We start from the raw sequence: 24,517 nt of genomic DNA on the forward strand, positions 1-24,517 counted from the left end.
GCCGAAGGCCGTAAGGTGGTCGGGTGTCGGCGCGCAAGAGTGAGCGACTGCTCAACGTGGTCATCTGCCTGCTGGTCGCGCGCACCTACGTGACGAAAGAGCGTATCCGCGAGGTCGTCGAGGGGTACGCGGGCCAGACCGACGATGCCTTCGAGAAGATGTTCGAGCGCGACAAGGACGAATTACGCGACCTCGGCATCCCGATCGAGATGGGCACGATCGACAAGTTCTTCTCCGACGACGTCGGGTACCGGATCCGCCGGGATGTCTTCGAGCTGCCCGAAGTGCAGCTCGAGCCGGACGAGGCCGCCGTACTGGGTGTTGCCGCGCGCGTCTGGCAGCACGCTGGGCTGTCCGAGGCGACCACGTCGGCAGTGCTCAAGCTGAAGGCGGCCGGTATCCAGACCGACCAGTCTGCGCTGAGCGCGATCGAGCCACATGTCGGAGCGTCAGAGCCTGCTTTCGACACCGTCTGGTCGGCTGTGGTCAGCCGGACCGCAGTGCGGTTCCAGTTCCTGCGCAGTGGCGCTACCGAGCCCATGACGCGGACTCTGGAGCCCTGGGGCATCGTGTCCTGGCACGGCCGTTGGTACGTCGTCGGTCGCGACCGCGACCGGGAAGCGACCCGCATGTTCCGGCTGTCGCGCATCGGCGGTGACGTGAAGACAGTCGGCGACGCAGGGGCGTTCACCGTCCCTGAGGGCACCGATCTGCGCTCGCTGGTGTCAGAGCTGGCTCCGCCGCGTCCGACGTCCGAGGCGAAGGTCCGGGCCCGCACCGGTTCCTGTGTCAGCCTGCGCCGCCGCGCCAATGCCATCGAGCCGTACGAGGAGGGCTGGGACCTCCTGCACGTCCCGTACGCCGACTCCGCCGTACTGGCTGAGGAGATCGCGTCGTACGGTCCGGATGCCGTGGTCGAGGGCCCTGGGGACGTGCTGGACGGTGTGCTGTGGAGACTCCGGACGGTGGCCGGTGTCTAACGCACGTGACCAGGTGCAGCGGCTGCTCGCCCTGGTGCCGTACCTGCGGGAGAACGACGGAGCTCGGGTCGACGATGTTGCGAAGGAGTTCGGCGTCCGGCCGAAGCAGATCCTCGCGGACCTGAAGGTGCTGTGGTTCTGCGGTCTGCCCGGCGCTCAGATGGGCGATCTGATCGAGATCGACATCGAGTCCGCCGAGGGCGAAGGCGTCATCCACATCAACAACGCCGACTACCTGGCCCGGCCGCTGCGGCTGGCCGCTGACGAGGCGCTGGCGCTGCTGACCGCACTGCGGACGCTGCGCGAGGTGACTGGCGGTCACGACCGTGATGCCGTCGACCGGGCGATCGCCAAGCTGGAGACAGCTGCTGGTGAGGCTGCCGCGGCGCACGAGGGTTCTGCGGCTCACGTGCACGTCGAGCCGACCAGACCGGAGATCGCCGAGACGGTCAACCGTGCGCTGGCTGGGAAAAGACGCCTGCACCTGACGTACGACGTACCGTCGCGGGACGAGACCACTGAGCGTGACGTGGACCCGATGCGGCTGGTTGTGTCCGACGGGCGCAGCTATCTGGAGGCGTGGTGCCGGCTGGCGGAGGACGTGCGGCTGTTCCGGCTGGACCGGATCGCCGCCGTCAAGCTGCTCGACCTGCCGAGTGAACCGCCGCCGGAGGCTACTCCGCGGGACCTGTCCAACGGCATGTTCCAGCCGTCGGAGCGCGACCTGCTGGCGACGATCCGGCTCGCGCCGCCCGCTCGCTGGGTCGCGGAGTACTACCCGAACGAGTCTGTCGAGGAGGGCCCCGAGGGCTCGCTCATCGTCAAGCTCCGGGTCGCAGACATTGCCTGGCTGCAGCGTCTGGTCCTCCGCCTCGGCGGTGCGGCCACTGTGCTCGATCCGCCCGACCTGAGCAGCCAGATCGCCGAGACGGCCCGCGAGGCGCTGTCGGCGTACGACTTCTAGCCCTGGCTCAGCTGTCGCTCCAGCGGGACCCGGAAACGGGGTGTCACTCGGACTCCGGCCAGCCAAGTGGTCCAGCGAGCGGCCTCGGCCTCGACCAGGGCCTGCGTCTCGCGACCAACGTCTTCGAGCAGTTGGAAGCGCACCTCACCGGACTCCGGCTGGCCCCAGCCGCCGATGATCCGGCCGTCGGCCCAGACCGTCGGACCGATGTTGCCGGTGCTGTCGAACAGCTTGGCCTTGTGCTCGCCGAGGTACCAGCCGCGGTCCTTCCAGCCCATCGGAGTCGGGTCCAGCGCAGGCAGGAACGCTACCCACGGCTCGACCGGAACCTCGGGCTCCTCGTCGCCAGGCAGCACATAACCCACCTGACCGTCCAGATCGACCTCTACGGCCTCCACCGCCGCCAATGCCTTCTTGGTCTGGCCGCCGGTCCATCCGGCCCACCACTGCAGGTCGGCCGCCGTGCCAGGCCCGAACGACGTCAGCCAGGCGCGTGCGAGCGTCACTCGGGCCTCCTCGGCCACGGGCTTGTCGCCCAGGCCACCGGTCAGCCAGTCCGCCGCAGGAGACCACTGGTGCTGGCTGCTCAGCCAGGTGCCGAGAGGTCGGCCGCGGACGATCCTGCCCTCAGCAGCGAGCAGGAACAGCACCCGACTGGTCACGTACGGCGCAGCCGCGTACGCCTTGCCCTCGGCCATGTTGAGTCGGGTCCGCAGCCGGGGCTCGTCCGCTGACAGCTCCTGTGCAGTGGCTGAGCCCCGGAGGGCCAGCGCGGTCGCAGTGGACTCCTCGACGGTCTGCAGCCACGTGCCGCAGGACTCCACACCGTCGGCCACTCCGGCCTCCGCGAGGTGCTTGACCAGCAGTTTGCGCTGTTTGACCGCAATGTCGTCCGCACAGGCGGCCTGGATGACGGGGCCGAAAGACGTCGGTACGACGAACACGGTCCGGCGCATGCCCAACATGCGGATGAGTGAGCGCTCGTCGTACAGGGCACGCTCCGTAGCGGCGACATCACTGCCTGGCACTCGCGCAGCCACAGAAAGGTGCACGGTGGCCGGATCCGTGGCGTGCAACGCAACCATGGCGGCAGCGGCCTCAGCCGCGTCCGCCGCCTGGTTCGACACTGCGAGACGGTGCCGGCGCCCGATCCGCGCCCGCCGCTCCTCGACCCCGATCTGCCGCATCCCGCCCCTTCAAGTCCCGGTGGACACTTGGTTTTACCATCACGTTCCGACACCGTTGTCGGCCGGGACGCCCCGGCCGACGTGGGCCGTGGCGGGGAACCAGATAGGCTCCTTGCTATGTACTGGCTCGTGCTCTTCCTCGCGGTCGTGGCGGTGTGGCTCCTGGTCCTCGCCCTGCTCGCGAAGAAGCTGTGGGGCAAGTCCAAGGCGCTGCTGCGTGAGTTGGGTGCCGCCCAGTCCAAGCTGGACGTTGCGATGTCGCCACCGGCCGCCGTCCAGCAGCCTCGCGCGGACGACCGGGTCCGGGCGTAGTATCCGTCTCGAAACTCCGGCGTGAGCCACGAGTAGAAGTTCTGTGAAAGGGAGACCGACATGAACCCGCTCATCACGATGCCCTCGGGCGCCGAGTGGCTGGTCGTCCTCGCGATCGTCGTGCTGCTCTTCGGATCGACCAAGCTGCCGGCTCTGGTCCGCCAGCTGGGCAAGTCGAAGAAGATCTGGGAGGAAGAGGTCAGCCCCCGCAAGAAGGACGCGGAGCTGACCGAGGAGGCCAGCGTGCCGCCGGTCCAGGCCCCGGTGCAGCAGGCGGCCCCGCAGGCGCAGGCCCAGCCGAACCAGGCCAACGGCCAGGCGCCCGGCGACGGTCTGCCGCCCACGCACACCGCCAACTGAGCCCGAGTAGTACGTCTTGTCGATGGTGAGGTTCGGACGGCGCAAGGAGAAGAAGGAGCGCCGCCCGAAGGACGAAGAGGGTCGGATGACCCTGCGCGAGCACATTGTCGAGCTCCGGAACCGGTTGCTCATCAGTGTGCTCGCCATTGTGGTGTGCACGATCGCCGCCTGGTTCTTCTACAACGAGGCCTTCAACTTCCTCACCAAGCCGTTCAACACCGCGATCCGGCCGTACGCCGAGGCGCGGGAGCTGAAGCCTCAGCTCACGCTGCAGGGCGTCGGCGATCCGCTGACGTTCCGGATCAAGGTCTCGGCGATGATGGGCCTGGTCGCGTCCGGCCCGGTGTGGCTGTTCCAGCTGTGGGCGTTCATCGCGCCCGGCCTGCACCGCAGCGAGAAGAAGTGGGCGTACCTGTTCGCCGCGATCGCCGCGCCGCTGTTCGCCAGCGGTCTCGCGGTCGCGTACTGGACGCTGCCGAAGGGTATCGAGATCCTGCTCGGGTTCACCCCGGACGCGATCCAGAACCTGGTCGAGATCAGCAAGTACCTCGACTTCGTGATCCGGACCATGCTGGTCTTCGGCATCGCGTTCCTGATACCGCTGGTCGTCGTCCTGCTGAACATGCTCGGCATCGTCCCGGCCGCCGCGCTGGGGAAGTTCCGGCCGTACATCATCCTGGTCATCTTCGTGTTCGCCGCGGTGGCGACGCCGTCCGGTGACCCGTTCACGATGTGCCTGCTCGCGGTCCCGATGTGTCTGCTGTTCTTCGTGGCCGAGGTCATTGCCCGCATCAACGACCGCCGCCGCAAGGTTCGCGGCGAAGAGCTCGAAGCCGCATAGTGGGGCGCAGGATCGCGCTGGTGGTCAACCCCACCAGCGGACGCGGCTTGGGTGCTCGGGTGGCTCCGGTGGTCCGGGCGCGGCTGGAGTCCGCCGGGCTGACCGTCGACAGTTACGAGACCACCTGCGCCGAGGACGTCGGCCGGATCTCCGCCGACGTGGTCAGCACCGGCGCGGATGCGGTCGCCCTGATCGGTGGCGACGGCACGATCCACCTCGGTGCCCAGGTGCTGGCCAAGTCCGGGATGCCGTTCGGCGTCATCCCGGCCGGGACCGGTAACGACTTCGCCCGCGGCCTCGGCGTACCGCTGAAGGATCCGGTCGCTGCCGCCGACCTGATCGTGGCCGGCAAGACCCGCACGATCGACCTCGCCGTCGCAAGGGGTGAGTTCATCACCACCGTCGTGGCCGGCGGCTTCGACTCGTTGGTGAACCGGCGGGCCAACGCGATGAGCTGGCCCAAGGGCAACGCCCGCTACACCGTCGCGACTCTCGCCGAGCTGCGCACGTTCACGCCCCTCGAGTACGTCGTCACGATCGACGACCAGGTGATCGAGGGCCCGGCGATGCTCGTCGCGGTCGGCACCGGACCGACGTACGGCGGGGGACTGCAGATCTGCAAGGGCGCGGACATCGCCGACGGCCTGCTCGACATCACGATCATCCAGCCGGTCTCGCGGCTGACGCTGCTGCAGATGTTCCCCAAGCTCGGCAAGGGCACCCATCTCGGGCATCCGGCTGTGCGAACGTACCGGGGGCGGTCCGTGCGGATCGAGTCACCCGGGATCACGGCGTACGGCGACGGCGAGCCGCTGGGTCCGCTCCCTGTGGACATCACGATCGCGCCGGGCGCACTCACAGTTCTCGCCTGACTGCACTCGGCTGACAAACATTTGTTCGCGAACTATTCTCAACTCTGCTCTCCGTCTGATAGTAAAGCTTCCTATCAGTTGCATTCCTCTGGACGCCCCCTCGGAGGTACACATCATGGAGAACCGCCCCACCCGCAGGAGTGCGCTCCTGCTCGGTCTCAGCCTCGCCGCCGTACCGGCCGCCGCGACTCTTGCCACCCGTCTCGCCCCGGCCGCCGACGCCGCCGTACAGGCCGTCAACCTCGACGATCCCGCGAAGAAGGAGATCGCGATGAAGATCGTCTGCAGTGCGGAGAACTCGTCGCTGAACTGGAAGAACTACTACAAGTACATCGAGGACATCGACGACGGCCGTGGCTACACCGCGGGCATCATCGGGTTCTGCTCGGGTACGCACGACATGCTCGAGCTGGTCGAGCTCTACACGAACCGCAAGTCCGGCAACATCCTGGCCAAGTACCTCCCGGCGCTGCGCCGGGTGGACGGCAGTGACTCGCACTCCGGGCTCGACCCGAACTACACCCGGGACTGGGCGACGGCCGCGCAGGACACCGTCTTCCAGCAGTGCCAGAACGACGAGCGCGACCGGGTCTACTTCAACCCGGCAGTCTCCCGCGGCAAGTCCGACGGCGTCCGCGCCCTCGGCCAGTTCTGCTACTACGACGCCATCGTCATGCACGGTGACGGTAACGACGGCACCAGCTTCGGTGGGATCCGCAACCGGGCGCTCGGCAAGGCCAAGCCGCCGGCCCAGGGTGGTAACGAGACCACCTGGCTGAACGCCTTCCTGGACGCTCGCGTCTGGGCCATGAAGCAGGAAGAGGCCCACAGCGACACCAGCCGCGTCGACACCGCTCAGCGCGTCTGGGTCCGCAACGGCAACCTCGACCTCAACACCCCGCTCGACTGGAAGGTCTACGGCGACAGCTACCACATCAGCTGACGTCCCCTGCTCGGCTGCCGGACCCCACACCACCAGGGTGGGGTCCGGTTTTATGTGGAGACGCCATGAAGCGCCGCGTGGTCAGATAGCCGCATGAGTCGTGAGGACCGCGCAATTGCGCGTCAGTTGATGGACAAGGGCAAGGTCGGGCAGCCCCACGAGGATCTGCGCGCCGACTTCAACGGCCGGTTCTCGGTGCTTCCGCTGGGCGACGACGTCACTCTCACGCCGCGCACGCTCGGGGGAGTGCCTGCGCTGGATGTGGCGGTGGAGGGGGCTCAGGGCGACGGGGTGATCCTCTACCTGCACGGTGGCGCGTATGTGGTCGGCAACGCGCGGACCGGAGCCAACCTGGCCGCACCGCTGGCCCGGCGGGTCGGCGTACCGGCTGTGTCGCTGGACTACCGGCTGGCACCGGAGGACCCGTTCCCAGCCGCGGTGGACGACGCACTGGCGGCGTACCGCGAGCTGGCGGGGCAGAACGTCGCACTGGCTGGAGACTCGGCTGGTGGCGGGCTGGCGCTCGCACTCCTGCTGGCTGCGCGGCGTGAGGGCTTGCCGCTACCGGCTGGTGCCGTGCTGTTCTCGCCGTGGACCGATCTGACCTTGAGCGGCGCCAGCATCGATGCGCGCGCTGACTTCGACCCCCTGTTCGCCAGGGAGAACATGGCGGAGTCGGCTGCGCTCTATGTGAGTGAAGCGGACGCCGGTAGCGAGCTGGCCAGCCCTGTGCTGGCGGACCTGACTGGGCTGCCGCCGCTACTGATTCAGGTCGGTACGGCGGAAGTGCTGCTGGACGACTCGCTCCGGCTGGTGATGCGAGCGGCGGAGTGTGAGGTCGACGTGAGCCTGGATGTGGTTGCCGGTGCGCCCCATGTCTTCCAGTACTTCGCCGGGATGATGCCGGAGGCTGACGAAGCCCTGGATCACGCGGCCGCCTTCCTGAAGGCCCGCCTGGCGCGGTAAGTGCGTGGGTTTTTGGGGGTGGGCTCGAATAGTGTGTAGGCATGAGTACTCCGTCCGAGAAATATGCAACCTTCCGCTCGGACCAGGAGCACCCCGCGGTGAAAGAGTTCCGCGGGCTCTACGACTTCGCGCTGGACGAGTTCCAGCTGCGCGCCTGTGCGGCGCTGGAGGACGGTCACCAGGTGCTGGTGGCCGCGCCGACCGGCTCCGGGAAGACGCTGGTCGGTGAGTTCGCCGTCCATCTGGCGCTGCAGCGGGGGCAGAAGTGCTTCTACACGACGCCGATCAAGGCGCTGAGCAACCAGAAGTACTCCGACCTGGTCAGCCGGTACGGCGCCGACAAGGTCGGACTGCTGACGGGTGACAACTCGGTCAACTCCGAGGCCCCGATCGTCGTTATGACGACCGAGGTGCTGCGGAACATGCTGTACGCCGGTTCCTCCACCCTGCTCGGCCTGTCCTACGTGGTGATGGACGAGGTGCACTACCTGGCAGACCGCGCGCGGGGCGCGGTCTGGGAGGAAGTGATCATCCACCTGCCGGACTCGGTGTCGGTGGTCTCGCTGTCGGCGACGGTCAGCAACGCCGAGGAGTTCGGTGACTGGCTGGCGACGGTCCGCGGCAACACGGTCGTCGTGCTGGAGGAGAAGCGGCCGGTGCCGCTCTTCCAGCATGTGATGGTCGGGAAGCGGCTGCACGACCTGTTCGCCGGCGAGACGCCGACGGCGGGTGCTGGTGCGCAGGCGCAGTTCGGCCCGTCGGCAGGCCGTCCTGCTCGCTCGGGCAACCCCGCCAAGGCGGCGGCGACCGGTGGCTCGACCGACCTGCGCGACATGGTCAACCCGCAGCTGGTCAAGATCGCCCGCGACGACAACCGCGTCTTCCGCGACGACTCGCGCAAGCCACGCCGGCGGCGCGACCTCCCGAAGGGGCGGCCGCAGCGGTCGCACTTCACGCCGTTCCGGTCGGATGTGGTGGAGGAGCTGGACGCGGGCGCGCTGCTGCCGGCGATCTTCTTCATCTTCTCGCGGAAGGGCTGCGAGGACGCGATGCTGCAGTGCCTGCGCTCCGGCCTGCGGCTGACCAAGCCGTCGGAGCGCGACGAGATCAAGCGGGTGCTGGCCGAGCGGACGATCGACCTGCCCGACGAGGACCTCGGCGTACTGGGGTATCACGACTTCTCCGAGGCGCTCAGCCGCGGTATCGCGGCGCACCACGCGGGCATGCTGGCCGCGTTCAAGGAGGTCGTCGAGGAGCTGTTCGCGCGCGGCCTGATCAAGGTCGTGTTCGCCACCGAAACGCTTGCCCTGGGCATCAACATGCCGGCGCGCACCGTCGTACTGGAGAAGCTGTCCAAGTGGAACGGTGAGGCGCACGTCGACATCACCCCGGGGGAGTACACGCAGCTCACCGGGCGGGCCGGGCGGCGCGGGATCGATGTCGAGGGGCACGCGGTCGTGCTCTGGCAGCCCGGGTTCGACCCACGCGCTGTGGCTGGGCTCGCGTCCACGCGTACGTACCCACTGCGGTCGTCGTTCTCCCCGTCGTACAACATGGCCGTCAACCTGGTCCGCCAGGTCGGGCGGACGCGCGCCCGCGACATGCTGGAGCTGTCGTTCGCGCAGTTCCAGTCCGACCAGGCCGTGGTCGGGCTGGCGCGCCAGGTGCAGCGCAACACCGAGGCGCTCGAGGGGTACAAGGAGTCGATCGACTGTCACCTCGGCGACTTCCTCGAGTACGCCGCTCTGCGCCGCCGGATCGGGGAGCGTGAGTCCTCGGGATCGAAGGCGCGCAAGCTGGACCGCCGGGTCGAGGCGCAGGAGTCGATCGAGAAGCTTCGGATGGGTGATGTCATCCGGATCCCGGCCGGTCGGAGTGCAGGCTGGGCGCTGGTGCTCGACGCCGGGATGCGGTCGGAGCGCGAAGGGCCGCGGCCGACCGTGCTGACGCTGGACCGGCAGGTGCGGAAGCTGTCGATGATCGACTTCCCGACCCCGGTCGAGGCGATCAGCTCGCTGCGGATCCCGAAGAAGTTCAACGCCCGCAACCCCCAGCAGCGGCGTGAGCTCGCGCAGGTGCTGAGGGTTCGCACCGACATGCTCGGCGAGGACGGCCCGCCGTCGCGTACCCGCGGCCGCGATGTCATCAGTCACGCGGACGACCCGGAGCTGCAGGAGATGCGGGCCGAGCTGCGCGCGCACCCGTGCCACGGTTGCTCCGACCGCGAGGACCACGCCCGCTGGGCCGAGCGCTACTTCCGGCTCGACCGGGAGAACCGCGACGTCCAGCGCAAGATCGAGCAGCGGACGAACACGATCGCCCGCCAGTTCGACCGGGTCTGCCAGGTGCTCGACGCCCTGCACTACCTGGAGGGCGACAAGACCACCGAGGCCGGTGACCGGCTGGCGCGGATCTACACCGAGCTCGACCTGGTCGCGGCGGAGTGCCTGCGGCAAGGCGTCTTCGACAACCTGACCGTGCCCGAGCTGGCCGCAGCGCTGGCTGCGCTCGTCTACGAGTCGCGCTCGAAGGACGAGCCGACCTCACCGCGGTTGCCGCGTGGCGACGTACGGGACGCACTGGAGAAGATGGGCCAGATCTGGCGCGAGCTGTCGGCGCTCGAGCGCGACATGCGCGTCGACTTCCTGCGCTCGATGGACCTCGGCTTCTGCTGGCCGGCCTTCCGCTGGTCCTCCGGTGCATCCCTGGCCGAGGTCCTGTACGAGTCGGACCTGGCCGCGGGCGACTTCGTCCGCTGGACCAAGCAGCTGATCGACCTCACCGAGCAGGTCGCCGACGCAGCAGGTGACAACTCCGCGCTGCGCCACACGGCCCGCCAGGTGGTCGAGCAGATCCGCCGCGGCGTCATCGCCTACGCAACGGTGGTCGACGAAGGCTAGAGATTCGCTGCGCCGGTGCGGCCCTGGCGGTCCTTCACCACGACGCGGAACTCGGTCGCGTTGGTCTTGGTGTAGATCCGGTACGGCGCTGCGTCGTCGGTGCCGAGGACTGTCCAGTGGCCGTTGATGCGGGCTGCGAAGGTGGCCTGGGCATAGGGCTCGTTGGGGACTGTGGCGACCAACTCGGTGCGGCCGTCGGTGGTTGGCGTGCCTTCAGTAAGTGTTGGCCGCGGTCCGGTGGCCGCGGGTGGGAGGGGCTTGCTGCTGCGGTAGACGGCGGCGCTCAGGGGTGGGACGTTCACGCGGATGGATCCTTGCGCGGTTGTGGCAGGTCCTTGTGGTCGGATCTGGTCGTACCGGAGGCCGGACGCGCCGACCGGGATGTCCACGGTCTTCGCGACTGTGCCGGCATTCGCGATGACGACGTACTCGCGACCCGTTGGGCGGTCGATACGGCTGAAGGCGACCACGTCGCCGTCGGCCAGCCGCATCACCTGGTTGCCGCGTTTCCAGACCGGATCGGCGGCGGTGAAGTGGGCGAGGTCCGCGATCTGCTGGTACAGCGGGTGATTGGGGTCGAAGTTGTCGTCGCCCGGTGTGCGATCCGTGCCGACCTGGTCCTGGTTGATGAAGTCCGGCACCTTCGACGGGAACATGTCCTGTCGTGCCTCCGCATCGCCGCCGACTCCGGCGAACCCTTGCTCGTCGCCGTAGTACACGACCGGATTGCCGCGCCACAGGTACAGCAGCTCGTTGCCGAGCTTCACGCGCGCCAGCCACTCCTGCTCGGTCATCCCGGGCCGGTCCTGCTGCAGCATGGTGGAGAGCCGGCCCATGTCGTGGTTCCCGACGAACGTGGTCAGTGAGTACGCGTTCGAGTCCGCGTCGGTGTAGAGGTCGTCCGCATCCGCGACGCTCGCGAGCCCCGCTGCGCCCTTGCCGGCAAGGAAGGAGCGTGCCGCGCCCTGAAACGGGAAGTCCAGTACGGCGGGCATCTTCGCGTCGGTCGTGTAGTGCGACGTGAGCAGCGGGTCGCCGCTGTAGACCTCACCGAAGACGAAGAAGTCTTTCTTGCCCTTGGCAACGGCATGCTGCTGGATCGCCGGGGCGAACGCCTGCCAGAACTCGTCGTTCACATGCTTGGTGGTGTCGACGCGATACCCGTCGATGTTCATCGTGTCGATCCACGACGAGTAGATCCGTTCCATGCCGGCGACCACGCGCGGATGCTCGGTCATCAGGTCGTCGAGTCCGAAGAAGTCGCCGTACTCGAGCTGCTCGCCCTCGAACACGGCCGCGTCACCGCGGTTGTGGTAGAGCGTCGGGTCATTGAGCCAGGCGGGCTTCTTCAGCGTTGGGTCGTTGGTGATCGGCTGGTAGGGGAAGGAGGTTTCGGCCGAGAGCTTCGGGAAGCCGGGTCGGCCGGCGACCGCCGTGATGTCGAAGGGCTTGCCGTTCGCGTCCTTGTACGGCGCCTCGGCCAGCGTCTTGTATGGATGCGCACCCTCGAACGTGATCACATCCGCGGTGTAGCCCGCGGTGATGTCGAAGAAGACCTTGATCCCGCGCGCGTGCGCCTTGTCGACGAACGTTCGCATCTGTGCAGCCGTTCCGAAATGTGGATCGAAACTGGTGAAGTCGGTGATCGCGTAGCCGTGGTACGCCGCGAACGCACCGCCGGCACCGAGGTCGACCACCCAGCGGTTGCGGAACGGCGGGTTCACCCAGACCGCCTTCACGCCGAGGCCGGCCAGGTAGTCCACCTTGCTGCTCAGGCCGGCCAGGTCGCCGCCGTGGAAGAACTGCTTGTCCGTCGGGTCGTAGCCGTTCACGAGCCGACCACCCGGTACGCCGCCTTGGTCGTTGCCCGGATCGCCATTCGCGAACCTGTCGATCATCACCATGTAGAACGGCACCCCGGAAAGTCCGGTCCGGGCCGAGTCGCGGGCCAGGTCGGGTTCCGCCGTACCGGCGTCAGCGGGCTGCACGGCTGTCAGGAGTGCGAGGGCGGCGAAGGCTGCGGCTGTCTTCTTCACTCTCGGCACGCTAATGGACCTCCGGGTTTATAGGGTCGGATGGCATCCGCCTGCCATCGAAGGAGTCATCTCTGTGGAACTGTCCCGCCGGAGTCTGGGAAAGCTCGCCGTCGCCTCTGGAGTGACCTGGGCCGGGGCGGCTGCCTCGGCTGACGCTGCGACTTGGAAGGTGACCGGGACCGCCGTACCGGCGCTGGCCGGGTTCGACAACCAGATGAAGACGTTCATGCAGGCGCGCGGGGTGACCGCCGGCCAGTTGGCTGTCACGTACAAGGGGCGGCTGGTGCTGGCGCGCGGCTACAGCGCCAGTACGGCGGACGTGCAGCCGACGTCGCTGTTCCGGATCGCGAGCCTGTCGAAGTCATTCACCGCGGCTGCGATCCTGCGGCTCGAGCAGGACGGCAAGCTGACGCTGTCGTCGAAGGTCGTTGACCTGCTCGGCATCACTGCACCTGTTGATCCGCGCTGGTCCGACATCACGCTGGGGCGGCTGCTGCAGCATCTGGGTGGTTGGAACCGTGACGTCTCCGGTGACCCGAACTTCAAGGACGCTGCGATCGCACAGGCGCTCGGCGTACCGATGGAGCTGCAGCACGCGGACGTCATCAAGTACATGACCGCGCAGAAGCTGGATGTCGCACCGGGCACCAAGTACGCGTACTCGAACTTCGGGTACCTGCTGGCCGGGCGGGTGATCGAGAAAGTGTCTGGGCTGAGCTACGAGGCCTATGTGCAGCAGAAGCTCCTTGCGCCGTTGCAGATCAAGCGGATGGCGCTCGGGTGGAGCATCGCCAAGCACACCGGCGAGACGTCGTACGAATCGCAGTACACCGGGCGGACTGTGCTCAACAACTCCGGCGCGACGGTCGCATCGCCGTACGGGTCGTTCAGTATGCGCATCCAGGACGCCAACGGCGGCTGGATCGCCAGTGCGCCGGATCTGGTCCGTTGGGCGAAGATGTTCGACGCACCGGGAGCAGTGCTGAACAGTACGTCGCTTGGCCGCGTCTGGGCGCAGCCGGAGACAGGGATCGATCCGACTGGCTGGTACTACGGTCTCGGCTGGCAGGTGCGACCGGTCACCACTGGCGGTACCGGCCGCAACACGTGGCACACCGGGAGCATGCCGGGCACCTCTACCATCCTGGTCCGCACGTACAACGGTATGAGCTGGGCTGCGCTGTTCAACCGGCGCGACGACCCGTCCGGCAAGTCGTACGGCGACATCGACGCGGCGATGTGGACGGCAGCCAACGGCGTCACGTCCTGGCCGACCAACGACCAGTTCCCGCAGTACTTCAGCTAGAACATCAGGGCCCGGAAATGCGGCGTACTGACCTGGGCGTCGCCGGCGATGTCGGCCAGCACCTCGCGCAGGTCGTCGATCGCCCGGTCGCCGAACGTGAGGCGTAGCCGGTTTTCGTAGACCCGGTGGTACTTCCGGGCCGCCTTGAGCGCTGCCTGACCACGATCGGTCAGCTGCAAGAGGCGGACCCGGGCATCCGCCGGATCGGGACGACGTTCGACGTACCCACGCTGCTGCATGTCGTCGGCGAGCTGGCTGGCACCTTGTTTGGTGATCTCCAACCGCTCCGCCAGCCCGCTGATCGTCATCGGCGCCTCGCCGAGCGTCCGCAACACGAATCCGTCCGACCGGCCCTGGTCGTCGAAGCCCTGCTCCGCCATCGCCGCGCGCAGCCCGCGCACGAACTCCTGGTCGGCCAGCACCATCAGGATGCCGAAATCTAGCTTGCCCGGAACCGTCATACCCCTCATGATAGTCAAGTCAGCTTGGTCAAGTTGGCTTGACTAAATTTGGAGGGGACACCATGCAGGTCATTCGCGCGGCCGAGGCGCCGCGATTCCAGCTCCCAGGCGTCGAGTTCACCGTGCTCGCCGCACCCAGCCTCGGCTCGGCCGGTCTGTGCACCTGGCGGCTCACCGTCGACCCCGGCGTCACCGGCGACGCGCCGCACACTCTCGATCGCGACGAGATCTTCACCGTCCTGAGCGGCACCGTCCAGGTCACCCCGGACGGTCCGGAGCTCACCACCGGCGACGCGGTGACCGTCACAGCCGGCGAGCCCATCAGCCTCACCAACCTCGGCTCCGGTCCCGCTGTGCTCCAGGTAGCCATCACCGCCGGCTTCACCGGCACCATGGCCGACGGCACGACTGTGCAGCCTCCCTGGGCCCGATGACGTCCCTGTGACGCGTTAGGTTGAGGCTGAGCGCATAGCCGAGTGGAAGGACAGTGGGATGCCGGAGATCGTGGAACTGGCGGAGCGGCCGTATGTTGCGCTGCGGGCGACCGTGCAGATGGACGGGATCAGTGCGTTCGCGGATCGAATGCATGAGGTGATCCGCTGGCTTGCAGCGCGGGAGATCGCACCGAACGGCGCGCCGTTCTTCAAGTACGACGTGGTGGACATGGAAGCCGGTCTGGTGATGGAGATCGGGTTCCCGGTGGACGATCTGCACGCCGGTGAGGATGAGATCGTCACTGGCGTCCTTCCGGCTGGGCGGTACGCCACTGCGACGTACCACGGTCACCCGCAGGGCCTGCGGGACGCTACGGGTGAGCTGCTCGCCTGGGGCTCCACAGAGGGCGTGGAGTGGGACGCTGACGGTGACAAGTGGGCCGCTCGGCTGGAGGTCTACCTGTCTGACCCGCGTGAGGTGCCGGACATGGCGGACTGGGATACCGAACTGCAGTTCAAGCTCAGGTAGTGCCCACAGTCCTCGCTGGCGTCAGCCGACTCGCTCCGGAGCGCGTGCGGCACGTCGCCTCCCCGCTGATCGAGCTCGGCTGCGCACTCCACGTGCTGGCCGAGCCCCGGCATCACAACCGGCTGGAGTGGGCGTCCGGCGTACCGCTGCCTGCTGAGTTGCGCTCGGAGCTGTTGCAGTGGACGTGGACTGTGCGTGCAGTGCGTGCACGCTTCTTCGCGACGACCGCCTCTACTGGGGTGCCGTCGTGGGCAGATGAGATCGCTGCACTGCGTGCGCGTTCGCCCGAGTCGCTGGCTGCTGAGCTTGTACGTCCGCTGCGGGGTCGGCCATTGAGCAGTCGCGAGGTCGACCTTGACGCCGTACGGCATTGGTCGCGCAGTCGCGGTCGTGAGGTCGCTGCGCTGGTGGAAGCCTTGCTGGACTCACCAGTCGAGCCGGTACGGCGTTTCCTCGACCTGCTGGACGCTTGTTGGTCCACGTGGTTCCACGAGGTGTGGGAGTCGTCGCGCGATGCGTTAGCCGCCCGCGGACGCCAGGACCGCGACTACGCGGTGCGCGACGGCGTACTGGCCATGCTGCAGTCGCTGGACAGCTCCGTCGCCATTCGCGACGACGACAGCGCCGTGGTGCAGAAGGTCCAGAACAAACGCATCGACCTGTCCGACCGCTCCCTGCTGCTCATCCCCAGCAACTACATTGCCCCACACCTCTTCCTCGGCGAGATCCCGGGCGAACCCCTCACCGTCATCTACCCAGCCACTGGCCGCGGCCCCGCCGTCCCCACCGCCCAGCAAGTCCGAGCCCGCCTGGAAGCCCTAGCCGCCCCCGACCGCCTCCAGGTCTGCCGAGCCGTAGCCAGCGAACCCCGCACCGCCGGCGAAATCGCCGCCCTCTGGAACCTCCACCCCACCCAAGTAACCCGCCACCTCAAAGCCCTCACCCGCGCCAACCTCGTCACCGCCGAACGCCAAGGCCGCTTCGTCACCTACCACCTCAACGAAGCCACCCTCCACTCCCTAGGCCCCCACCTCCTCACCCTCATCCTCAGATAACCCCCGCGGTCCGTACCGACGGACGGGTAGTGGTGCCGCTTTCCGCGTCCTTTGCGGCGCATCCCACCGTGCGTCATCCCCCTGCGGCCGACCACTACCCGTTCTTCCGTACGCTCGTGATCGTCATGGATGAACAAGCGATCCGCATCGAGCCATACAACGAACACTGGCCGCGGCAGTTCGTCGCGCTGGGGGAGCGTCTTCGGGGTGCGTTGGGGGATGTCGCTCTGAGGATCGACCACATCGGGTCGACCGCGGTTCCGGGGCTGGCGGCCAAGCCGGTGATCGACGTACAGATGTCTGTGGTGGCTCTCGAGCCGGTAGGGATGTACCGAGAGCCCTTGGAGGGCTTGGGGTTCGTCTACCGGGCTGACAATGCGGAGCGGACGAAGCGGTACTTCCGGGAAGCGCCTGGCGAGCGTCGTACGCACATCCATGTGCGGAAGGCGGGGAGCTTCTCGGAGCAGTTTCCGTTGTTGCTGCGCGACTACCTCCGCACGCACCCCGAGGCGGTGCTGGAGTACGCGGCGTTGAAGCGGCAGCTCGCTGACAGGTTCCGTGATGACCGGGCGGCGTACGGGACGGCGAAGGTGCCGTGGTTCTGGGATGCGATTCGGCGGGCTGATGCGTGGGCGCAGCAGACCGGCTGGGAGCCGCCGCCTACGGACGCTTGAACTCTGTGGTGAGGGTGTCCAGTTGCTGTGCGGTGCCTTGTTCGCGCCACTCCGGTTGCTCTTGGCCGGGGAGGTATGCGCCGTGTTCGGTGAGTACCAGCACGGTTTCGGTGCCGTCCGGCTGGAACTCGACGCTGGTGACAGATGTGGTCGACAGCTGTGAGCCGGCGCGCAGGGTGGACGTGGTGATGATGCGTTCGTTCGGCACGATCTCGGCGTACCGGGCCTCGTAGGTGAGCGGACGGCCCTCGCCGTCGAATCCCTTGACCACCTCGAGTCCGCCGACGGTGAAGTCCTGCGAGTGCTCCGCGCCCTGCGCCATCCAGCGCTTGCGCGCCTCCGGGTTGGCCCAGGCCTCGAAGACCTGCTCGACCGGAGCCGGGTACCGGCGTTCGAGGGTGAACGTCGAATGCGTTACTGCCATGATCATTTTCCTTCCAGGTAGTCGCCGAGCTGATCGAGCTGCCGTTCCCGTTGCGTGCGTTGACCGGAGAGCCAGTGCTCGGCGGTCCGCAGTGTCTGCGGTTCGATCCGGCAACTGCGGACGCGGCCGACCTTCTCGGTGACGATGACGCCCGCGTCCTCCAGCACCTTCAGGTGCTGCATCACCGCGGGCAGCGACATCGCCAGCGGCTCGGCCAGCTCCTTCACCGGCGCCGGCCCGCGGACCAGTCGTTCCACGATCGCCCGCCGGGACGGGTCGGCGAGTGCGTGGAACACCCGATCGAGCTCGCCATGGTTAATCATGTACTTAACTATTGACCCGTACCTCGGGAAAGTCAAGTAGTTGGTTAACTGTTAGCTCTGGGGTTTTAGGAGGTTGCGGAGGGAGCGGGCGGCGGTGAAGCCGGCTCGGTTGGCGCCGATGGTGCTGGCGGAGGGGCCGTAGCCGACCAGGTGGATGTGGGGGTCCAGGGTGGTTTGGGTGCCTTCCATGCGGATGCCGCCGGAGGGCTCGCGCAGGTGCAAGGGGGAGAGGTGGGCCAGGTCGGCGCGGAAGCCGGTGGCCCAGAGGATGGTGTCGATGTGTTGGTGGCGGCCGTCGGGCCAGGTGGCGCCGTCCGGGGTGAGGTGGTCGAACATGGGGAGTCGGGTGTAGACACCGCGATCCCACGCGGGCTGTTCTTGGGGGCGGAGGTGCAGTCCGGTGACACTGACGACGCTGCGGGGTGGGAGGCCGGCGCGGACGCGCTCCTCGACCTTGGCGACGACCTGTCGACCCAGTTCGGGGCCGAATTCCTCGCCCGTGTGCCACTCCGGTCGCCGGCGCGTCACCCAGGTGGTGGTGGCGACCTCGGAGATCTCTGCGAGCAGCTGTACGGCGGACGCGCCGCCGCCAACCACCAGCACCTGCTGACCGGCCAGCTCGGCAGCGCCGCGGTAGTCGGCAGTATGCAGCTGCCGCCCCTGGAAGGTCTCGATCCCTGGGTACCAAGGGATGAACGGCCGATTCCACGTGCCAGTGGCGTTCACCAGAGCCGCAGTCCGGTACGTCGACTGGTCGGTCCGCACCTCGAACCCGCCCTCGATCCGCTGCACGCTCTCCACCGCCACCGGCCGCACCACCGGCAGCCCGAACCGCTTCTCGTACGACGCGAAGTACGACGGCACGAACTCATTCGCCCGCTCCGGCCCCACACTGTCGGGCACTGGCGCACCTGGCAGGTTCGCGATCCCGTGCACGTCGTGCATGGTCAACGAGTCCCACCGGTGCTGCCACGCACCCCCTGGCTCCGGATTGCTGTCCAGTACGACGACCTCGTCGTACGGCGTGAATCCCAGCCGCACGAGGTGGTACGCATCCGACAGCCCCGCCTGGCCGGCACCGATCACCACTACCTGAAGCACACCACCCACAACGCCGACCCGGCGGCGCATCTTCCCGCCGCCGGGTCAGAGCGGTGGATCACTCGTCGGCGATCAGGCGGTCGATCTTCTCGTGGTAGCGCTGGCCGGTCTTGCCGCCGATGACGGCGGCGAGCAGGCTGACGACGATGACGGCAACGGCCGCGATCACGCCACCCGTGGCGAGGGCTCCGTTGGACAGGGCCACGTCAGGACGCTGTACGTCGGTCAGCCAGTCGTACTGGCTGTTCAGCAGCGCTCCGGCGCCGGCGGCGAGGACGGCGACCAGCACTGCCACCATCCAGACCCCGAAACCGTTGCGGGCGCCGTCGAAGCGGGCCAGCCGACCGGCGACGTACCCGCCGCTGTAGAAAGCCACTGCGATCACCACGATCGCCATGACGGCGGCGGTGAGTCCTGCGGCGGCAGGCGCGGCTTCGGCGTCACCGCGGTTGTAGTCCAGGATCTCGGCGGTCAGCAGAGCCACTGCGGAGACCGCGGCGGACAGCAGGACCGACATGGCGATCGCGATCAGCCAGCCGAAGAAGGCTGCACCGAACTTGAATCCCCGATAGACCAGTAGGGCCGCGTCAGCGGCCGGTGGGCGATCCGGTGCGACCAGGGGCCGGTCCGGGACGGTCGTCACGTTGCTCATCGTCCGTTCTCCTCACAGGTGAGCTTCTCGTCCCCCGTACCCGTGAGTGAACGACCTGACACGGCCACGCCAGAGATTTAACGCGCCCCCTACTTAACTGGGGTAGCGGCGTGGCGTGAAGACGAGCGGTCCGGCCGGCCGATCGACAGTGCGGGTCTGCGACGATCCGATGAGCAGCAGGCACCGCATGTCGACACTCTCCGGGTCCAATGAGCCCAGAGTGGTGACAGTGACCGTCTCCTGACTGCCACCCACGTCACGCCCCACCACTACTGGTGTGTCGGCGGAACGGTGTTCCAGCAGCAGGTCTCGCGTGGCGGCGACCTGCCAGGTGCGGGACTTCGAAGCCGGGTTGTAGATCGCAATCGCGAGATCCGCAGCCGCAGCAGCAGACAACCGCTGTGCGATCACCTCCCACGGCTTGAGCCGGTCAGACAACGACAGCACACAAAAGTCGTGTCCTAAAGGCGCACCGACCCGGCTGGCCACGGCCTGCGCCGCAGTCATCCCAGGCAGCACCTGTACGGCGATGTCCGCGTACTCCGGTTCCGACGCGACCTCCGTGACCGCACTGGCCATCGCGAACACACCCGGGTCGCCGGACGACACCACAACGACTGCGGATCCCTTGCGGGCAAGGTCCAAGGCAAACGCGGCTCGCTCCGACTCCACCCGGTTGTCGGACCCGTGCTTGCGTTGCCGCGCGCGGTCCGGCAGCCGATCGACGTACGGGCCGTAGCCGATCAGGTCGTCCGCCCCGGCGATCGCCGCCCGGACCTCAGGAGTCATCCACTCCGGCCCGGCAGGCCCCAAGCCGACGACCGTCACCGAACCCTCGCGTGCAGTCCGTGTTACCGGCGCACTGAAGCTGTTGTTGATCGGACTGGGCAGCAGAGCCAGCGAAAAGTACGGCACCTCGTCCGGATCGACCTCGGAGAGCGGAGCGATCCGCTGCGCGTCAGTCGTGGCGCGCTCGACGTACCAGGCCTCGTCAGCACGCCCAGCCAGCTCGAAAGCCTCACGTACGTTGCCAAAAGTCCGGCCCAGCTTCATCACCGCAGCAGCGTCCGTGTTCCGCAACCGCTCCGCCAGCACGTCTGGCGGCAGCGTCCCCGGCAGCACAGTGAGCACCTCATCGCGCTCACACAACGGCCGACCCAGTACGGCGGCCGCCGCGCTCACCGACGTCACGCCCGGAACCACCTCACACTGGTACCGGTCAGCCAGCCGCTTGTGCATGTGCATGTAGGACCCGTAGAACAACGGATCCCCTTCAGCCAGTACGACGACGTTCCGGCCTGCGTCGAGGTGAGCCGCGAGCCGCTCGGCGCACTCGGCGTAGAACTCGTCCATGGCGCCCTGATAGCCGCCGGGGTGATCAGTGGTCTCCGTGGTGAGCGGATAGACCAGGTGCTCCTCGAGCTGGCCGTCGCGCAGGTACGGCGCGGCGACCGAGCGCGCGATGCTCCGCCCGTGCCGTGCACTGTGGAACGCGATCACGTCCGCAGCACCGATCAGGCGCGCAGCCTTCACCGTGACCAGCTCAGGGTCACCCGGCCCGAGTCCTACGCCCCACAGCTGTCCGGTCACTCTTCCTCGCTCGCAATCGCATTCACAGCGGCGGCGGTGATCGCACTGCCACCACGACGCCCCCGCACCACCAGATACTCCAGACCGAGCGTGTTCGCCGCCAACGCCTCCTTGGACTCGGCAGCACCGATGAACCCGACCGGAATCCCCAGTACGGCGGCCGGCCGCGGCCCGCCCGCTGCGATCACCTCAAGCAACCGGAACAACGTGGTGGGCGCGTTGCCCACCGCGACGACCGCACCGGCCAAGTGGTCGGCCCACAGGTCCACTGCGGCAGCACTCCGTGTCGTCTGCAACTGCGCAGCCATCTCGGGAACACCGGGCGAGCTCAGCGTGCAGATCACCTCGTTGTCAGCGGGCAGCCGCCGGCGCGTGATCCCAGCAGCGACCATCTGTGCGTCACAAAGGATCGGTGCGCCGTTCTGCAGGGCAGTGCGCGCGTTCTTGACCACGTTCGGCGACCAGGCCAGGTCGGCGACCAGATCGGTCATGCCGCAGGCGTGGATCATCCGGACCGCGACCTGGGCGACGTCGGCCGGCAGCTGGTCGAGCGAGGCCTCGGACCGGATCGTCGCGAACGACCGCCGGTAGATCTCCGCGCCGTCCCGCACGTACTCGAACCCGCTCACCACGTCTCCTTCAGCTCGCCGTCGACCATGTACCCGTTGCCAACGGCAAGTATGTCGACAAAGACACCTGCCGGTTTCCCGCACCGGCGCTCACACCCTGACCAGTGCACCCGGCGTCCGTCCCGCACCAGCTGTGGCGTGACCCGCCACGCATCGCTGCGAACATCGGCCAGCGCCTTCGCACACCCGGGGCGCCCCGCACACGCTGTCACACCGTTCCACACCGAGTCAGGCGTTGTGATCAATCCGACTGCCTCCAGCGGCTCAGTAGTCACCGCAGGAAGCACCACGGATCGCCATGGCGTCACTCGCACCCACTCGGCGACCTCGACGAGCACCGCAGCCTGCTCCTGCGTCAGACTGCCCAGTGGAACGGTGGCGACGAGGGCCGTCCCATGCAGACCCGCCTCGACCGGCGCACCGGTCACGGGCAACTCAGTGGAAGCCTGCAAGCCGAGCTGCTCGAAGATGCGCGTCGAGCCGTCCGCTACCTCAACGATGCGCCACTCCGCGCCCTCCCGCAGTTCCAGGAAGGCGGAGGCCACGGCCAGCATCAGCTCGACCACGTCGCCCCAGCCGACTCGCACACCGTGCGTACCAACGATCAGCAGCGCCTCACGAGAGTCGATCGCCTGGACCAGGACGTCTGCCCCAGAGTCGGCCAGATCGCCGCGCCCGTCGTCCAGTGCGAACAGGAACCGGCCAGGCAACTCAGCCAACCCCGGATCGGCACACAGACCCCGGTCCACAGCAGCCGCGAGCGGCAGCACGTCGTACCGGCCGTCGAGACCGGACAGTGGGGAGACGAGGATGTTGCGGACACGCTCGTGCGTCAGCGAGGGGAGCAGCCCGGCGCCGTACAGGCGGTCCGACAGCTCTTGCGGCCCGTCTGGTCGCAGAGCGCGGATCTGGAGGTTGCCACGGGATGTGAGTTCTAGGCGCCCGTCGCCGAGGTCCAGCGACGCAGAACGCAGTACGTCGAGCTGGGTGACGCTCAGCAACCCACCGGGCACGCGGATCCGGGCCAGGCCGCCGTCAGCTGCCTGGTGCACTGCCAGCACACCTGGGCACCTGTCCGCTGAAGTCCTCACCACACCGCGATGCTACGTGGCGGCCGCCTGTGTCCTGGACCACGTCACGACTCCCACGGTGAGAGCAACGCAGACTCCGCCCGCGACCATCGTGGCAGAGACCGACCAGGTGTCCACGACCAGACCGCCCAGCAGCGCGCCGAGGGACAGCACAGCTTGGAACGACGAAGTGAACAGCACAGTCGCCGCCTCCCGGGCCTGCGGAGCCGCCGCGGCGAACATGCTCATCGTGCAGACCGGTACGCCGCCGTACCCGAGGCCCCAGATCACCAGCAGTACGGCGGCTCCCGGTGTCGTGTGCCCGAAGAGGGGCAGTAGCAGCATCGCAACAGCCATCAGGCCAGCACAGGTGGCGAAGGTCAGCCGCAGGTTGCGGGCGGCCGTCGTACCGGCGATGAGGTTTCCGGCCAGGCCGGCACCGCCGTAGACGAGCAGGAGCAGGCTGATCCGGTCTGAGTGCAGGAAGGGCGTGACATAGGTGTACGCGGCGAAGTGGCCGGTCACGACCAGACAAGTGGCTAGGAGTGCGCGCTTGCTGCGCCGGAGGGCACCACGCACCACGGACAGCCGGGTGACCTGCAGGGGCGGCAGCGACGGGACGGTCACGTAGAGAGCGATCATCACCACCAGCGACAGCCCGCCGAGGGCAGCGAACGAGGCACGCCACCCGAGCAGCTCGCCAAGCAAGGTTCCGCCCGGTACGCCGAGCACTGTGCCGAGTGGAACCGCGGAGAAGATCACCGCGGTCGCCCGGGCCGTCCACTGCTCAGGAACGAGCCGTCCGGCCAGCCCGGCGCCGATGGACCAGAAACCGCCGATCGTCAGTCCGACGAAGAGGCGAGCGAGCAGTTCGAGTTCGTACGACGGTGCGGCGGCCGCCAGGAACCCGGCGACCGCGAGCAGCCCCATCAACGCGCACAGCATCAGCCGGCGATCCAGGCGCGCTGTCGTCACCGTGATGACCGGTGCGGCGACGGCGGCGACCAGGCCGGGCATCGTCATCAGCAAGCCGGTCCGGCCCGCGCTCAGGCCGAAGTCGGCGCCGATCGGCGTGAGCAGGCCGACCGGCAGGATCTCAGTGGTGACGATGGTGAAGATCCCCAAGGTCACCGCGGCCACTCCAAGCCGATGCGTGGTGGGCGGACGCGTCATCTCGATGGTCATGGCATCCAGCCAACCCCTTGGCCGGCCGTCAGACCGGCGGGTTTGCGACACCGAAGCGGCAGTCGACATGGTCGTCGTTTTTCCGCTACTGCCAAGGACTGTCGGTCCGGCCTGAGAGAGTCCAGCCATGGCACTCAGAGATCGGCCGTGGCCGGATGACGACCTGACCCTGCAGGACTCCGTGATCGGGTACTTCCAGTTCGTCCACACCACGGTGGTGAACAAACTGGACGGTCTGACCGAGGAGCAGGCGCGGGCGACCCCGCTTCCGAGCTCACCGGTGATGAACCCGCTAGGCCTGGTCAAACACCTCACTGCGGTTCAGCGGCAGCACATCCAGCGCACGATCGGCGGCCAGGACCTCCCCTCGCTATGGCGGTCCGACGACCACGACTACGAGTTCCGGATCGGCCCGGGCGAGACGGTCGCGGCGGTCATCGCGGCGTACGACGCGGAGTGGGAGCTGTCCCAGCAGACGCTGGCGAAGGTCGACTGGACGTCATTCGTGGACGGCTATCACGGCCCGGTCCGAGTCGGGCGGTTCGTCTCTGACGTGCTGCAGGAGTCGGCACGCCACCTGGGGCACCTCGACATCGTCAGGGAGCTCATCGACGGCGCCAAGGGGGAGTGATCGCGACCTGGACTCGATCTATGGCAGGCCGGGTACGCCGAGCGACTCCGGTCGACGCGCAGCCCGTCCGCCGCGCAAGGGAGCGGACGAGC

At 67.8% G+C, this 24,517-nt stretch carries 26 protein-coding genes; 15 read left to right on the plus strand and 11 right to left on the minus strand.

Translation table 11 applies throughout. The features are described 5' to 3' along the window. Positions 1-23 precede the first annotated feature (23 nt). Both ACFVWG_RS34855 and ACFVWG_RS34860 read left to right on the plus strand, forming a co-directional pair. Complete coding sequence (locus ACFVWG_RS34855) at positions 24-980, plus strand: helix-turn-helix transcriptional regulator (protein WP_391547734.1); 957 nt, start codon at positions 24-26, stop codon at positions 978-980. Further along, positions 973-1,944, plus strand: a complete 972-nt coding sequence (locus ACFVWG_RS34860; protein ID WP_391547735.1) for a helix-turn-helix transcriptional regulator — start codon at positions 973-975, stop codon at positions 1,942-1,944. The genes ACFVWG_RS34855 and ACFVWG_RS34860 overlap by 8 nt, the downstream gene beginning before the upstream one ends. Here the strand turns inward: ACFVWG_RS34860 and ACFVWG_RS34865 are convergent. Further along, positions 1,941-3,131 (minus strand): winged helix DNA-binding domain-containing protein, encoded by a 1,191-nt coding sequence (locus tag ACFVWG_RS34865; RefSeq protein WP_391547736.1) that lies wholly within the window; start codon positions 3,129-3,131, stop codon positions 1,941-1,943. The genes ACFVWG_RS34860 and ACFVWG_RS34865 overlap by 4 nt on opposite strands. 117 nt (positions 3,132-3,248) lie before the next feature. Here ACFVWG_RS34865 and ACFVWG_RS34870 point away from each other — a divergent pair, with 117 nt between their 5' ends. The 7 genes from ACFVWG_RS34870 to ACFVWG_RS34900 all read left to right on the plus strand — a co-directional run bounded on the left by ACFVWG_RS34870 (position 3,249) and on the right by ACFVWG_RS34900 (position 10,325). Further along, a complete protein-coding gene (locus tag ACFVWG_RS34870) occupies positions 3,249-3,443 on the plus strand; it encodes a hypothetical protein (protein WP_391547737.1) in 195 nt (64 codons plus the stop codon). A gap of 60 nt (positions 3,444-3,503) precedes the next feature. After that, entirely contained in the window at positions 3,504-3,803 is a 300-nt protein-coding gene (locus ACFVWG_RS34875) for a twin-arginine translocase TatA/TatE family subunit (RefSeq protein ID WP_391547738.1), read from the plus strand. A gap of 22 nt (positions 3,804-3,825) precedes the next feature. Next, positions 3,826-4,644, plus strand: coding sequence for a twin-arginine translocase subunit TatC (tatC, locus tag ACFVWG_RS34880; RefSeq protein WP_391547739.1), 819 nt, complete (start codon positions 3,826-3,828; stop codon positions 4,642-4,644). A 20-nt stretch (positions 4,645-4,664) separates the two neighbouring features. Continuing rightward, a complete protein-coding gene (locus ACFVWG_RS34885) occupies positions 4,665-5,516 on the plus strand; it encodes a diacylglycerol/lipid kinase family protein (RefSeq protein WP_391547740.1) in 852 nt (283 codons plus the stop codon). A 115-nt stretch (positions 5,517-5,631) separates the two neighbouring features. Continuing rightward, positions 5,632-6,459 (plus strand): chitosanase, encoded by an 828-nt coding sequence (locus ACFVWG_RS34890; RefSeq protein ID WP_391547741.1) that lies wholly within the window; start codon positions 5,632-5,634, stop codon positions 6,457-6,459. Positions 6,460-6,552: 93 nt separating this feature from the next. Next, the gene (locus ACFVWG_RS34895; RefSeq protein ID WP_391547742.1) at positions 6,553-7,425 is read left to right on the plus strand and encodes an alpha/beta hydrolase; all 873 of its coding nucleotides are present in this window, start codon (positions 6,553-6,555) and stop codon (positions 7,423-7,425) included. A 41-nt stretch (positions 7,426-7,466) separates the two neighbouring features. Further along, a complete protein-coding gene (locus ACFVWG_RS34900; protein WP_391547743.1) occupies positions 7,467-10,325 on the plus strand; it encodes a DEAD/DEAH box helicase in 2,859 nt (952 codons plus the stop codon). Here ACFVWG_RS34900 and ACFVWG_RS34905 read toward each other — a convergent pair. Continuing rightward, a complete protein-coding gene (locus tag ACFVWG_RS34905) occupies positions 10,322-12,361 on the minus strand; it encodes an alpha-amylase family glycosyl hydrolase (RefSeq protein WP_391547744.1) in 2,040 nt (679 codons plus the stop codon). The two genes, ACFVWG_RS34900 and ACFVWG_RS34905, sit on opposite strands and share 4 nt — an antisense overlap. A gap of 73 nt (positions 12,362-12,434) precedes the next feature. Here ACFVWG_RS34905 and ACFVWG_RS34910 point away from each other — a divergent pair, with 73 nt between their 5' ends. After that, positions 12,435-13,667, plus strand: coding sequence for a serine hydrolase domain-containing protein (locus ACFVWG_RS34910; protein ID WP_391547745.1), 1,233 nt, complete (start codon positions 12,435-12,437; stop codon positions 13,665-13,667). Here ACFVWG_RS34910 and ACFVWG_RS34915 read toward each other — a convergent pair. Further along, a complete protein-coding gene (locus ACFVWG_RS34915) occupies positions 13,664-14,128 on the minus strand; it encodes a MarR family winged helix-turn-helix transcriptional regulator (protein WP_391547746.1) in 465 nt (154 codons plus the stop codon). The genes ACFVWG_RS34910 and ACFVWG_RS34915 overlap by 4 nt on opposite strands. A gap of 62 nt (positions 14,129-14,190) precedes the next feature. On the opposite strand from ACFVWG_RS34915, the gene ACFVWG_RS34920 reads away from it, so the two are divergent. The 4 genes from ACFVWG_RS34920 (at position 14,191) to ACFVWG_RS34935 (ending at position 16,820) form a co-directional block, all read left to right on the plus strand. Continuing rightward, on the plus strand, positions 14,191-14,562 hold the full coding sequence (locus tag ACFVWG_RS34920) for a cupin domain-containing protein (RefSeq protein ID WP_391547747.1): 372 nt from the start codon (positions 14,191-14,193) through the stop codon (positions 14,560-14,562). A gap of 58 nt (positions 14,563-14,620) precedes the next feature. After that, positions 14,621-15,091, plus strand: a complete 471-nt coding sequence (locus tag ACFVWG_RS34925; RefSeq protein WP_391547748.1) for a GyrI-like domain-containing protein — start codon at positions 14,621-14,623, stop codon at positions 15,089-15,091. Then, positions 15,091-16,146: a DUF5937 family protein gene (locus tag ACFVWG_RS34930; RefSeq protein ID WP_391547749.1), complete on the plus strand. Its 1,056-nt coding sequence runs from the start codon at positions 15,091-15,093 to the stop codon at positions 16,144-16,146. Before ACFVWG_RS34925 ends, ACFVWG_RS34930 begins: the two co-directional genes overlap by 1 nt. 125 nt (positions 16,147-16,271) lie before the next feature. After that, positions 16,272-16,820 carry a GrpB family protein gene (locus ACFVWG_RS34935; protein WP_391547750.1) on the plus strand — a complete coding sequence of 183 codons (549 nt, stop codon included), beginning with the start codon at positions 16,272-16,274 and terminating at the stop codon, positions 16,818-16,820. Here the strand turns inward: ACFVWG_RS34935 and ACFVWG_RS34940 are convergent. From ACFVWG_RS34940 to ACFVWG_RS34975, 8 genes are all read right to left on the minus strand, one after another. Then, positions 16,807-17,244, minus strand: coding sequence for an SRPBCC family protein (locus ACFVWG_RS34940; RefSeq protein ID WP_391547751.1), 438 nt, complete (start codon positions 17,242-17,244; stop codon positions 16,807-16,809). The genes ACFVWG_RS34935 and ACFVWG_RS34940 overlap by 14 nt on opposite strands. 2 nt (positions 17,245-17,246) lie before the next feature. Beyond that, positions 17,247-17,567: an ArsR/SmtB family transcription factor gene (locus ACFVWG_RS34945; RefSeq protein WP_391547752.1), complete on the minus strand. Its 321-nt coding sequence runs from the start codon at positions 17,565-17,567 to the stop codon at positions 17,247-17,249. Positions 17,568-17,618: 51 nt separating this feature from the next. Then, on the minus strand, positions 17,619-18,668 hold the full coding sequence (locus ACFVWG_RS34950; protein WP_391547753.1) for an NAD(P)-binding domain-containing protein: 1,050 nt from the start codon (positions 18,666-18,668) through the stop codon (positions 17,619-17,621). A gap of 58 nt (positions 18,669-18,726) precedes the next feature. After that, positions 18,727-19,320: a hypothetical protein gene (locus ACFVWG_RS34955; RefSeq protein ID WP_391547754.1), complete on the minus strand. Its 594-nt coding sequence runs from the start codon at positions 19,318-19,320 to the stop codon at positions 18,727-18,729. Positions 19,321-19,413: 93 nt separating this feature from the next. Further along, positions 19,414-20,910 carry a precorrin-2 C(20)-methyltransferase gene (locus ACFVWG_RS34960; protein ID WP_391547755.1) on the minus strand — a complete coding sequence of 499 codons (1,497 nt, stop codon included), beginning with the start codon at positions 20,908-20,910 and terminating at the stop codon, positions 19,414-19,416. Next, on the minus strand, positions 20,907-21,542 hold the full coding sequence (locus ACFVWG_RS34965; protein ID WP_391547756.1) for a precorrin-8X methylmutase: 636 nt from the start codon (positions 21,540-21,542) through the stop codon (positions 20,907-20,909). The genes ACFVWG_RS34960 and ACFVWG_RS34965 overlap by 4 nt, the downstream gene beginning before the upstream one ends. Further along, positions 21,536-22,600: a precorrin-3B synthase gene (locus ACFVWG_RS34970; RefSeq protein WP_391547757.1), complete on the minus strand. Its 1,065-nt coding sequence runs from the start codon at positions 22,598-22,600 to the stop codon at positions 21,536-21,538. Before ACFVWG_RS34970 ends, ACFVWG_RS34965 begins: the two co-directional genes overlap by 7 nt. A gap of 42 nt (positions 22,601-22,642) precedes the next feature. After that, a complete protein-coding gene (locus ACFVWG_RS34975) occupies positions 22,643-23,794 on the minus strand; it encodes an MFS transporter (protein WP_391547758.1) in 1,152 nt (383 codons plus the stop codon). A 127-nt stretch (positions 23,795-23,921) separates the two neighbouring features. On the opposite strand from ACFVWG_RS34975, the gene ACFVWG_RS34980 reads away from it, so the two are divergent. Further along, entirely contained in the window at positions 23,922-24,425 is a 504-nt protein-coding gene (locus ACFVWG_RS34980; RefSeq protein ID WP_391547759.1) for a DinB family protein, read from the plus strand. The last annotated feature ends 92 nt before the right edge of the window (positions 24,426-24,517 follow it).

The sequence above is a fragment of the Kribbella sp. NPDC058245 genome (genome assembly GCF_042882005.1).
Lineage (GTDB): Bacteria > Actinomycetota > Actinomycetes > Propionibacteriales > Kribbellaceae > Kribbella.